Genomic DNA, 12,390 nt, shown 5'->3' on the forward strand with positions numbered 1-12,390 from the left:
AGTTGAGCGAGTGTGAGCACAATTCATGAAAACGTCAGAAGCCGCCAAAAGAAAACCATCTCCCTATTAAGAGAAACGCAAAATGCGGACGGCTCATGGTCATTTTGTTTTGAAGGACCGATTTTGACAAACGCCTTTCTGATCCTCCTCCTCACTTCTCTTGGAGACAATGATAAAGAACTGATCGCTGAGCTTGCAGAAGGCATTCGCGCTAAACAGCGCCCGGACGGAACTTTTGCCAACTATCCTGATGACCGGAAAGGAAATGTGACCGCCACTGTACAGGGCTATGCCGGCTTGCTGGCTTCCGGTTTATATAGCCGTTCTGAGGCGCATATGATTCAGGCCGAACGCTTTATCATCTCAAATGGCGGCTTGCGCAACGTACACTTCATGACAAAGTGGATGCTTGCGGCAAACGGCCTTTATCCATGGCCCGCGCTGCATCTGCCATTATCTTTCTTAGTCATTCCCCCATCCTTCCCGCTGCATTTTTACCAGTTCAGTACATACGCCCGTATTCATTTTGTACCGATGGCCGTGACGCTTAACAAAAGATTTTCGCTGAAAAATCCCAACGTTCCGTCTCTCGCGCATTTAGATCGGCATATGACTAAAAATCCGTTTACATGGCTTCGTTCCGATCAGGATGAGAACAGAGACCTCTCTTCTCTTTTCGCGCACTGGAAGCGGCTTTTGCAGATTCCTGCCGCTTTTCACCAGCTCGGTCTGCGTACGGCCAAAACGTATATGCTTGACCGGATTGAAGAAGACGGCACATTATACAGCTATGCGAGCGCCACTATTTTTATGGTGTACGGCCTGCTCGCTCTCGGTGTATCGCGCCACTCCCCCGTTATCAGAAAAGCACTTGCCGGCACGAAAGCTTTGCTCACGTCTTGCGGCGATATACCGTACCTGGAAAATTCAACGTCGACCGTTTGGGATACGGCGCTTCTCAACTATGCGCTTATGAAAAGCGGGATCTCAGATAACGATCAGATGATAACCAGCGCCGCCCGGTTTCTGCGTGAACGGCAGCAGACGAAAGTCGCTGATTGGGCCGTTCACAACCCGCATGCTGAACCGGGAGGATGGGGTTTTTCAAACATCAATACAAATAATCCTGATTGTGATGACACAGCCGCAGTGCTCAAAGCCATTCCGCGAAAACTTTATCCCGCCTCATGGGAACGCGGACTGAGCTGGCTTTTGTCCATGCAAAACAGTGACGGCGGCTTCTCTGCTTTTGAGAAAAATGTCAATCATCCGCTGGTCCGCCTGCTACCGCTGGAATCGGCTGAGGAAGCTGCCATCGATCCCTCAACAAGCGACTTAACCGGGCGGGTGCTGCACTGTTTAGGAGAAGCGGGGCTTTCTTCTGATCACCCTCAGATTGAAAAGGCCGTCCAATGGCTGATCCGCCATCAAGAAGAGGACGGATCGTGGTACGGCAGGTGGGGTGTCTGCTATATTTACGGCACATGGGCGGCGCTGACAGGGATGAAGGCTTGCGGCGTGAGCCAAAACCACCCGGCCGTGAAAAAAGCGATCCGCTGGCTGAAGTCCATTCAAAACGAGGACGGAAGCTGGGGGGAATCCTGTATAAGTGCAGAAGAGAAAACCTATGTTCCGCTTTCTTACGGGACGCTTGTACAGACGGCTTGGGCGGCCGAAGCTTTGCTGCAATACGAAAAAACTCATCATCAAGCCGTCACAAAAGGCATATCTTTTCTTATTGAAAACCGGCATTACGAAGGAGCCGCTTTCAGCTATCCGACCGGAATCGGCCTGCCGAAGCAGTTTTACATCAGGTATCACAGCTACCCGTATGTGTTTTCTTTGCTTGCGCTCAGCACTTTTATGAAAATGAGTGAAAAGGAGGAAGAAAAATGAAACGGCACGCTTATCAAACCGAGATGCTGAATTGGTGTGAAACCTTGAAGGAACAAGTTATTCAGCAAGGTCGGTTCGATCGCTTCGCGGCACAAATCGACCGGATTTTTCACACCCTTCAGGATGATGGATTAACGGAGGCCGAATGGTACGAACAGGCATCAGCACTTTACCGGGACATTACTGAACCCGAAGAGCCGGATGAGCGCAGAGCTTATGTGCCGATCGGCAAGCATGTCCTCCCTAAACTGCCTTACAGTTATTCCGCACTGGAACCGTATATTTCAAGAGAGATTATGAAACTCCACCATACCAAACACCATCAGAGCTATGTTGACGGTCTGAATAAAGCAGAACTGGAGCTCAAAAAAGCGAGACAGACGAAACAGTACGACTTAGTGGCACATTGGGGGCGGCAATTGGCGTTTCACGGCGCGGGCCATTATTTGCACAGTATTTTCTGGTTTTCGATGAATCCAAACGGAAAAAGACGGCCGACGGGTGCACTCTTTCAAATGATTGATGTGTCATTCGGAAGCTACTCCGCTTTTAAAGAGCAATTTTCTCAAGCGGCGAAAAAAGTCGAAGGAGTCGGCTGGGCTATCCTAGTCTGGGCGCCGCGCGCCGGGCGGCTGGAGATTTTGGCCGCTGAGAAGCATCAGCTCTACAGCCAGTGGGACGTCATTCCTTTGCTTCCGCTGGATGTGTGGGAACACGCTTATTACTTACAATATAAAAACGACCGAGCGGCTTACGTGGATCAATGGTGGAATGTCGTTGATTGGCGGGAGGCGGAGAAACGGTTCGAGCAAGCGCACCGCGTGATATGGCCGCTTTATTAAAAAGGCCCCCGTCTTGAACGGGGGCCTGCTTCTTTTGGTTTAAAAAATACCAAGCACGTGCAGAAAAACGATAATAATGGCTACAGGAGCTACATAACGGATTAATAGGAGCCAGACTGCAAACCATTTTCGTTTTATACCGGAACCGCTTTTCAGTTCGTCAAACAGCATCTGTTTCGGGATTTTCAGCGGTACGAAAACGGCAATTAAAAGCGCGCCCAGCGGCATTAAGACATTGCTGACCAGAAAATCCGCAGCGTCAAAAATACTGCGGTGAAAAATAGAAACATCACTCAAAATTCCGTACGACAGCGCCGAAGGGACCCCGACAATAAATATAGCAAGTCCCCCGATCCATGCATACCGCTTCCGTTTTGCCGAATCGCCTTTTGACAAAACAGCAACTAAAATTTCAAGCATTGAAAAAGCCGATGTCAGCGTCGCAAATAAAAACAGCAGCAAAAAGGCGAGTAAAAACACGATGCCCAACGGCATTTGGTTAAAGACGGTCGGCAGCACGTTAAATAAAAGCTGCGGGCCTTGATCCGGCTTGAGGCCGAATGCAAACACCGCCGGAAAAATCGCCACTCCCGCCATCACAGCAACAAGGACATTTAATACCGTCACCGATACGGCGGATTGAACAATATTTTCTTCTTTTTCTAAATATGCGCTGTATGTAACCATTACGGACACTCCGACGCTTAACGAGAAAAATGATTGTCCCATCGCATATAAAATGGTATTGGCATCCATCGCGCCAAAATCAGGCATAAAAAAGAATTTTAATCCTTTTGCTGCATCATGCAGCGTAACGGAGCGGATCATTAAGAGAATAAACAGAATAAACAGAGCCGGCATCAGCACCTGGCTTACCTTTTCGATTCCGCTGCTCACCCCTTTTGCCACAACTAAAATCGTCAGCACGATAAACAGCAGCTGGCCGAAAACGGCTGCATAAGGATTTGAAATGGTATCGATAAATAACGTATCAAATCCCGAAGAAAGCGATAAGCCGCCTGTAAAGCCTTTTATAATGTAGATTAATATCCATCCCCCCACTACGCTGTAGAAGGATAATAGAATAAAACACGTAATGATTCCGAGATATCCGATCCAGTGCCACTTTTTCCCCGGCGCGAGCGCCTTATAGGATTCAACGGCGTTTTTTTGTGTTTTTCTGCCGATAATAAATTCAGCAAGCAAAAGCGGCAGTCCGATTAAAACAGTAAATAAAATAAAAACAAGCAGAAAAGCGCCGCCTCCGCTGGTTCCCGCTACGTAAGGGAACTTCCATATTGCGCCGAGCCCGATTGCAGAGCCGGCCGTAGCTAAAATAAATCCCAGCTTAGATGACCATTGATTAGCTTCTTTCACTTCAGCACTCCCAATTCATTTCAGTATAAAAATCAATTGTAAGAATATATGTCTGAATAGTCAAGAAGATGTTAGTTTACATAATAATTTTATTGAAAACTTATATTTAATATTGAATTATTCAGAAAATTATTTATAATGGAATACAGAAAAGTCAGTCATATTTTCTGACTGATTGATTGAATGTAAAAGGAGCTGTGTTTATGGAATGGCTGAAAAAAATAAGCAGGTTTGCGGGCCAAACCTTTGGCTTGTGGGTTATCGTCTTTGCCGGTTTAGGATTCGCCTGCCCTGATTTGTTTTCTTGGATCAGTTCTTATATGACGATTTTCCTTGGTATTATTATGTTTGGGATGGGGCTTACTCTTCAAGCAGACGATTTTAAAGAATTAATCAGAAAGCCTTGGCATGTCGTGATCGGAGTCGCTGCCCAGTTTACGATTATGCCGCTTACGGCTTTCTGTTTATCAATCGGGCTCCGCCTCCCCGCAGAAATCGCCGCGGGCGTCATTCTGGTCGGATGCTGTCCGGGCGGTACGGCATCAAACGTCATGACGTTTTTGGCGAAAGGCAATACGGCGCTTTCTGTTGCGGTCACCACGATCTCAACATTGCTTGCTCCTATTGTAACGCCGGCACTTATTATGCTGTTTGCGAAAGAGTGGCTCCCCGTTTCTTTCGGCTCACTGTTTGTTTCCATTATGCAAGCCGTGCTTTTGCCGATCGTCCTCGGGGTGATTGTGAAGCTGTTCTTCAAAAAACAGGTCGGACAAGCCGTGCACGCGCTTCCTCTCGTGTCGGTAATCGGCATCGTAGCGATTGTATCCTCTGTCGTCAGCGTAAATCGTGAGCATCTGCTTCAATCAGGACTGCTGATTGTGTCTGTCGTCATCTTACATAACGGAATCGGATATTTGTTAGGATTCCTGACTGCAAAGCTGTTCAAAATGGATTATGCTTCACAAAAAGCGATTGCGATCGAAGTCGGAATGCAAAACTCCGGACTGGGCGCAGCGCTTGCGACAGCGCATTTCTCCCCTTTGTCAGCCGTGCCGAGCGCAATTTTCAGCATATGGCACAATCTGTCGGGGTCTGTTCTTGCCACCTACTGGTCTAAGAAAAAAGAGAAAAACAGCGCCGAAGTTGAAGAAACGGCAAAGATTCCGTTTTCATAACTGAACAAGGATAGGATAGGCTGCTGCCGCTCCTATCCTTGTTTATTCTGCAGATCACGAAACAGACGCAAAAGCGCTTTTTTTACATCCCCCTGAAATAAACCTCCATGATAACAAATCAATTGGCGGATATCGTAATCGAGCAGCCGCCGCACAGAACGGACCGCATCATCCATATGTAACGTATAGCCGGGATTAGCAAGGTTCAGCTTTCCGTCTTCAATGACGACCGCATCACCTGTGACCATAGTTTTTTCGGCAGGCAGATAAAGACTGATATGGCCGGGTGTATGACCCGGCGTGGCTACAACGCGAATGCCTCCGCACCAGGGCAGCAGCTCGCCGTCAGTAACTGTCCGGTGAACTGGAGCCGATTCGACTGATTGAAGCGAGCGGATGAACTGTTTTGCATAAGGCTTTGCATCCTCTGGCAATGAACAAAACGCTGATTCAGCCTGCTCAAGCCGTAAAGATTTTTTAGAGCCGTCAATATACGGCGATTCACGCTCATGTACTGTCACGCTGACATCCGGATGTAAACGGTATAATGCAGCGAGTGAGCCGATATGGTCTATGTCGTGATGCGTTACAATGATTTTTGTCAATGAATGAAGCGACATTCCATGCCGGGCAGCGGCATGTTGAAGATGGTTTGTAAAACCGGGATATCCGCAGTCTATTAATATCGTGTCATGTTCGTCTTGCAGAAGAACCGGAGTGATAGAATGCAATTCTTCATTATATTCAAATTCGATCTCAAGCGGATAACAGCTTTTCATATAAATTCTCCCCTTCTCTCAATAAAAAAGTACACTGCTTGTAAGGGCAGTGTACTTTTTGTCTGTCTCAAATTATCCTTCCAGCAACAGCTGTTCCGGATCTTCAAGCAGGTTTTTAATGGTGACAAGGAATCCGACCGCTTCTTTACCATCTACAATTCTGTGATCGTATGATAAAGCGATGTACATCATCGGACGGTTTTCAGAGCGCTCCGCATCAATCGCTACTGGGCGCAGCTGAATTTTGTGCATACCTAAGATCCCAACCTGAGGGCTGTTTAGGATCGGTGTTGACATAAGCGATCCGAATGTACCTCCGTTTGTGATCGTGAAGGAGCCTCCTTGCAGCTCACCTAATGTTAATTTATTGTTTCGCGCTTTCTTCGCAAGTTCGCCGATCTCTCTTTCAATGCCGGCAAACGTCAGACGGTCAGCGTCACGCACGACTGGGACGACAAGCCCTTCTTCAGCCGCGACAGCAATACCGATGTCATAGAATTTTTTCACGATCAGCTCATCGCCTTGAATTTCAGCGTTAAGGAGCGGGAATTTTTTCAATGCAGCCACGACGGCTTTTGTAAAGAACGACATGAAACCGAGTTTTACTTCGTTTTGCTCAAGGAATTGGTCTTTACGGCGTTTTCTTAGATTCATAACGGCCGTCATATCAACTTCGTTAAATGTAGTCAGCATCGCAGAAGTCTGCTGCACTTCAACCAATCGTTTCGCGATCGTCTGTCTGCGGCGGGACATTTTTTGCACTTCGACAGGTTTGTCAAAGCTTTGCTGTGTTTTTGGAGCCTGCTGTTTCGGCTGTGCCGCAGGTTTTGAAGCCGATTTTTCATAAGCTTCCACATCTTGTTTGCGCACGCGGCCGAGCGGGTCTCCCGTCGGAATTTGTGATAGATCAATTCCTTTTTCCCTTGCCAGCTTGCGTGCAGCCGGAGACGCTACCGTTCTGGATTTCGCTTCTGATTGTGCTTCCTGGCTGACTTCTTGTGCAGCAGGTTCAGCTTTTGCTTCCTCTTTCGTTTGTTCATTAGCTGGAGCACTTTCTGAAGGGGCGGGTGCAGAACTTTCGCCAGCGCCTTCTGTAATGGTACCGATAATTTCTCCTACTTGGACGGTATCACCCGAATCTTTCAATACCTCTTTTAGAACACCCGATTCTTCTGCTGTCAATTCAACATTTACTTTATCCGTCTCCAGTTCAAGCAAGTACTCACCCTGTTCTACATAATCACCGGGCTGCTTTAACCATTGGGCTATCGTTCCTTCTGAGATTGATTCTGCTAATTCAGGTACCTTAATTTCCGCCATTTTTTCATTTCCCCCTTAGTTTTTGCGAGTCAAGCTATCAGATACAATGCGTTCCTGTTCTTTTTTGTGGACTGTCGGATCTCCTTCTGCGGGACTGGATCGTCTTCTTCGGCCGATGTATTGGACATTTACTCCTTTTGGCGCGATTTCCGTCAGATACGGGCTGATATAACTCCATGCCCCCATGTTCTGCGGCTCTTCCTGAACCCAAACGATCTCTTGCAGGTTCGACAGTTTGGCGAAAAGCTCCTTCGTATCTTTTGCCGGGAACGGATACAGCTGTTCGATTCTGGCAATATGAAGCCAATCCTTATCGCCTTCCATTTTGTTGAAGTGATCGCTGATATCAATTGACACTTTTCCGCTTGATAATACGACGCGAGTCACTTTTTCGTAAGCATGGGAAAGACCGGACTGCTCATAGACAGGCTTGAATCGGCTTTCGCTCAGTTCCTGCACTTCAGATACCGTATTCGGGTTGCGCAGCAGGCTCTTCGGCGTCATGATCACAAGCGGGCGGATTTCCTCACGAAGCAGCATTTTCGCTTGTCTTCTTAAAATATGGAAATACTGAGCCGCACTTGTCAGGTTGGCCACCGTCCAGTTGTTTTCCGCCGCCAGCTGCAGGAACCGCTCGACGCGGCCGCTGGAGTGTTCAGGGCCCTGCCCTTCGTAACCGTGAGGCAGCAGCATGACCAGTCCTGATTTTTGTCCCCATTTTGCCCGTCCTGCAGATATGAATTGATCAAAATAGACTTGAGCCGCATTGGCAAAGTCCCCGTACTGCGCCTCCCACATCACAAGCGTTTCAGGCGAATACACGTTGTATCCATATTCAAAGCCGAGAACCGATCCTTCAGAGAGCGGGCTGTTATGCACCGTAAATGAAGCAGCGCAGTCGTCTAAGTGATGGAGGGCAACAAATTCTTCTCCTGTTTCGCTGTCATGCAGCACAAGGTTTCTTTGAGCGAACGTTCCGCGCTCTGAATCCTGTCCGGTCAGCCGGATCGGCGTGCCGTCTTTCAAAATGGAAGCAAACGCAAGCGATTCAGCCAATGACCATTCAACTTTACGGTCATCATCAAACGCTTTTGCACGTCTTTCCAGGATTCTTTTCAGCTTGCCGAACACGTTAAAAGATTCCGGCCAGTTGATAAGTTCGCCGTTCAGCTTGCGGAGAACATCAAAATCAATGGCTGTGTCAACATCTGGAAAACCGTTGGACACCGGTTCCGGCAATTCAATTTCCCGTACGGCGTCTTCTTTTTTGGCGGGCACCTTTTTATAGGCGTCTTCAATTCGTTTTGTCACTGTCGTTTCGATGTTTTGCGCTTTTTCCTCGCTGATCAGTCCTTCACTTACGAGTTTTTCCGCAAAGATCCGCTTGACAGTCGGGTGTTTTCTGACGGCGTCATACAGCATCGGCTGTGTCGTTGACGGCTCATCCATTTCATTGTGGCCGTACCGTCTGTACCCGATTAAATCGATTAAGAAATCTTTATTGAACCGCTTCCGGTATTCAACCGCAAATTTAACGGCTGACAGGCATGCTTCCGGATCATCCGCGTTGACGTGAACGATCGGAATTTCATAGCCCTTCGCCAAATCACTGGCATATTTCGTGGATCGTGATTCATCGCTTTCAGTTGTAAAGCCGATCATATTATTGGCGATGATATGAATGGCCCCGCCGACCTGATAGCCTTTCAGAGAGCTTAAGTTCAGCGTCTCGGCGACAATGCCTTCTCCCGGAAACGCTGCGTCACCGTGAATTAAAATGGCGAGCGATTTTGTTTCGTCTTGAACCGGGTACCCCTTTTGCGTTCTTGTTTCCTGTGCCGCCCGCGTGCTTCCTTCAACAATCGGATTGATGAATTCCAAATGGCTCGGGTTGTTTGCAAGCGTAATCCGCGCGCTTTTGGTTTCAGCATCCTGAAGCTGTCTGTCTGCACCGAGGTGGTATTTTACATCGCCCGTCCAGCCGTAGCTGATGCCGGTCGATCCTTCAGACGGCACAAGATCTTTATTCGGCGCGTGCTGGAATTCTGAGAAAATAATCTCATACGGTTTGCCGAGCACATGCGCAAGCACATTTAAACGGCCTCTGTGCGCCATCCCGATATTGACATTGGTTGTGCCCGCTTTCACAGACTGGGCGATAATGTCGTCAAGAACCGGCACAAGCGCGTCTAACCCCTCAATTGAGAAACGCTTCTGACCGACGAATGTCCGGTGTAAAAATTGTTCAAATCCTTCTACTTCCGTCAGTCTTTCTAAAACGGCTGACAGTTTTTCCGGTGAATTTTTCCGGAACAGTTCTCCGGATTCGACCATTTTTGTAATCCATGCGCGCTCTTCGAAATCATGCACATGGTCAAACTCGAAGGAGATGGTTCTTTTATAGGTATTGCGTAAATGCTGGATGGCTTCTAAGCCGTTTGTTATATTGGCAGGTGCGTCTTTACAGATGACAGACGCGGGTATTGCTTTCATTTCTTCTTCTGTAAGCCCGTACTCGGATAACGGAAAGAGCTCGCTCTTTTTCGGATCCTTTCTGAGCGGATTGACGGAAGCGTTCAGATGGCCATAGGTTCGAATATCTTCTGCAAGTTTAACTGCTGCTGCGATCTTTTGAATCAGATCTGCGGTGACGCGTCCCTGTTCCTTTGTTCCCGATGCCTCTTTTATTTGGCTTGGCGGAGCGCCTAGTTCGTCAAACATGTCTTTCAGATCCGGATCAATGCTGTCTGGATCTTCAGCATATTGGTCGTACAGCTCCAGTGCGTAGCCGAGGTTCGGTCCGTAAAAATCTTCCCAATTCATTCTTTGTTTCATATTATTTTGAAACATTTGAATATTACCCCCAACCTAGATAATCAAGTGATCAATTCACTATCTTGAAATAACTTTTGAACGCTGTGCCCAAAATTATGTAATAAAAACGCTTCCAAGGATATTTTACCACTGATTGCGTTTGGATTCTACCTTGATTGTTCACAAAATAGTAAAAAAAACAGATCAATACCGAAAAAATTAAATCATTTTAAAATAAAAAGCGAAAAAGCATAGGAAAAAGCCTATCCTATGCTTTTATGAAGCAGTTTTTTCAAGAGCGGATACAGCACATCGGGCAGCTGATCGACATCCGGAACAAAAATACTGTACTTTCCGTACATATCCTGAATGGTTTTCATCTGTGATTCCTCTATCGCAGTATTGGACAGAAAAACATTTATGACTTCTATCCCTTTTTTTCTCGCTTCGATGACAGCCTCGCTCGTATCGACGATGCCGTTTTGTTCGTATCCGAATGCTGCCGGCTCTCCGTCTGAAAACACGATTAAAAATTTTTGCGCCTCACTCCGCCGCATCAGCTGTTTCGTCATTTGTCTGATGGCGTATCCGTCTCTGTTATCTTCTTCAGGCGCAAGCTGCATGATCAGCGGACCCGCCGCCTGCAGCAGCGACTCTTCAAACGGAATGACGGTATTGAAGAAATTCGGCTGGCTCGTTTCGGTCGCTTCGTTTGTATCCTCCCAAAATCCGACGATCTGGTGCGGTACGGACACTGATTTCAAGGCTTCATGAAAAAGAACGATTCCTCTTTTTGTTTCATCCATTTTGTCGAACATGCTGGCCGAACAATCGACAAGCAATGTAAAAACGGCGTCAATGTCTGAAGACGGGTCCTGCTTTTTATAGAAAAGGCGCGGGTTCCGCTCCGTAAAATAGCGGATCAGTTTGCGATTCAGCCGGCCTGCGTGAAGGTCAGTCCGCGGGAGCGTTTTTTTGTGCTCAAGTGTTTTTTGTATCATCTGCTTCAGGCGTTTTTGATATGATTCTATCGTTTTTGCCTGTTCTTTATAAGACTGCTCCTCTTCAGGAGACGCTTTATGAGGCGTTTGATAAACCGGGAAGGCAAATTTGTTTTCTTTTCCGTCAGCCACCCCCGCGCCCTCATGTTCATCCTGAATGGATTCAAGCGCTTCCAGTTTGGAGTAATCCTCTCTTTTCGTCTGACGTGCGGAACCTTGGACGGAGCCGAGCGCCTGGTCACCGTCATCGCCTTCTCTGGCCGCGTCTTTCCCAAGATCTGATTTCGCGCCGTGCTCAATATCAAATTGAAGGAAACTTTTTGACGGCGCTTCGGTTTCCCGATGCCACGTATTCATTTTCTCTTCAAGAATTTCTTCATCTCCGTCGGAAGACTCAGGGAGCGTGAGATCGTCACTTAACGAAGGCGCTTTTTTTACACTTTCGAATATAGGCTCTTCAGACGCTTTTTCGTAATCAAGTTCCGGCAGAAAAAAGTACGTGTTCAGCATATCTTTCTCAAGCACTTCATCAAGGCCTTCCATGAGGTCTTCCGTTATTTTTGCGATTTGTTCCGTAGAATCCGCCTCATACACCCGGATGAGCTGACGTTCAATATACGGTATCATCATATCAATATTTTCATGCATGGAAGGAATGCCTTCAAGCGGAGACTCAGCCGTCAGCTTGACAAACATCGCGCAATACAAAGCGTCGGTGAAAATGCTCCGTTCTAAATTCAATGTCAGCTGCGTCGTGAAATATTTCCTGTACATCTCCCTCCGCTTCTGAAAAACACGTTTCGTTCCCGGCCGTTCTTTTTTGATCAGCTCTTCAATTCTGATATCCTCAAGCAGCATAAACAGCTGCTTGGCAAAGCTTTGGCGGGTGAAGTGCCGGTGAACGTCATTTAAAAACGCCGCAAATACCCGAAATGAGCTGCTGCGTGTTCCGACAGCGCGCAAATAGACATCGCTTTTCAGACCGGCTTCCATATCCCCGGCTGATCGGTCTTTCCAAAAGTGGCTCATGTAAATTTTCTTTTCAAAGGGATTGTAGTAAGACTGCACGCCGTATTCCACTTCAACTTCACTGCTTCTGGTCAGTGTTTTGGCCAGATCAGTCAGCATCATGAACAAAAACGAATCAATCGTGCTGTCATTAAATTTGATAAACTTCATTGTATAT

The 12,390-nt window shown here is 47.3% G+C and carries 8 protein-coding genes; 3 read left to right on the plus strand and 5 right to left on the minus strand.

What is annotated here, in order from left to right; all coding sequences use genetic code 11:
- Positions 1–12 precede the first annotated feature (12 nt).
- Together NYE36_RS11070 and NYE36_RS11075 are read left to right on the plus strand one after the other, a co-directional pair.
- Positions 13–1,896: a prenyltransferase/squalene oxidase repeat-containing protein gene (locus NYE36_RS11070; protein ID WP_047935803.1), complete on the plus strand. Its 1,884-nt coding sequence runs from the start codon at positions 13–15 to the stop codon at positions 1,894–1,896.
- Complete coding sequence (locus NYE36_RS11075; protein WP_007407976.1) at positions 1,893–2,738, plus strand: superoxide dismutase; 846 nt, start codon at positions 1,893–1,895, stop codon at positions 2,736–2,738. The genes NYE36_RS11070 and NYE36_RS11075 overlap by 4 nt, the downstream gene beginning before the upstream one ends.
- Positions 2,739–2,777: 39 nt before the next feature.
- Here NYE36_RS11075 and NYE36_RS11080 read toward each other — a convergent pair whose 3' ends face one another.
- Positions 2,778–4,115 (minus strand): sodium-dependent transporter, encoded by a 1,338-nt coding sequence (locus NYE36_RS11080; protein ID WP_007407975.1) that lies wholly within the window; start codon positions 4,113–4,115, stop codon positions 2,778–2,780.
- A 203-nt stretch (positions 4,116–4,318) separates the two neighbouring features.
- Here NYE36_RS11080 and NYE36_RS11085 point away from each other — a divergent pair, with 203 nt between their 5' ends.
- Positions 4,319–5,290, plus strand: coding sequence for a bile acid:sodium symporter family protein (locus NYE36_RS11085; protein WP_104843519.1), 972 nt, complete (start codon positions 4,319–4,321; stop codon positions 5,288–5,290).
- A gap of 32 nt (positions 5,291–5,322) precedes the next feature.
- Here NYE36_RS11085 and NYE36_RS11090 read toward each other — a convergent pair whose 3' ends face one another.
- From NYE36_RS11090 to NYE36_RS11105, 4 genes are all read right to left on the minus strand, one after another.
- Positions 5,323–6,069 carry an MBL fold metallo-hydrolase gene (locus NYE36_RS11090; protein ID WP_033574663.1) on the minus strand — a complete coding sequence of 249 codons (747 nt, stop codon included), beginning with the start codon at positions 6,067–6,069 and terminating at the stop codon, positions 5,323–5,325.
- Positions 6,070–6,141: 72 nt separating this feature from the next.
- Positions 6,142–7,389 carry a 2-oxoglutarate dehydrogenase complex dihydrolipoyllysine-residue succinyltransferase gene (odhB, locus tag NYE36_RS11095; protein ID WP_094032099.1) on the minus strand — a complete coding sequence of 416 codons (1,248 nt, stop codon included), beginning with the start codon at positions 7,387–7,389 and terminating at the stop codon, positions 6,142–6,144.
- Between the two features lie 15 nt (positions 7,390–7,404).
- The gene (gene sucA / locus NYE36_RS11100; RefSeq protein ID WP_094032098.1) at positions 7,405–10,239 is read right to left on the minus strand and encodes a 2-oxoglutarate dehydrogenase E1 component; all 2,835 of its coding nucleotides are present in this window, start codon (positions 10,237–10,239) and stop codon (positions 7,405–7,407) included.
- A 227-nt stretch (positions 10,240–10,466) separates the two neighbouring features.
- Positions 10,467–12,383, minus strand: a complete 1,917-nt coding sequence (locus tag NYE36_RS11105; RefSeq protein ID WP_094032097.1) for a VWA domain-containing protein — start codon at positions 12,381–12,383, stop codon at positions 10,467–10,469.
- Positions 12,384–12,390: the final 7 nt, after the last annotated feature.

This window comes from Bacillus sp. FSL R5-0593, from assembly GCF_038603755.1.
GTDB classification, from domain to species: Bacteria; Bacillota; Bacilli; order Bacillales; family Bacillaceae; genus Bacillus; species Bacillus velezensis.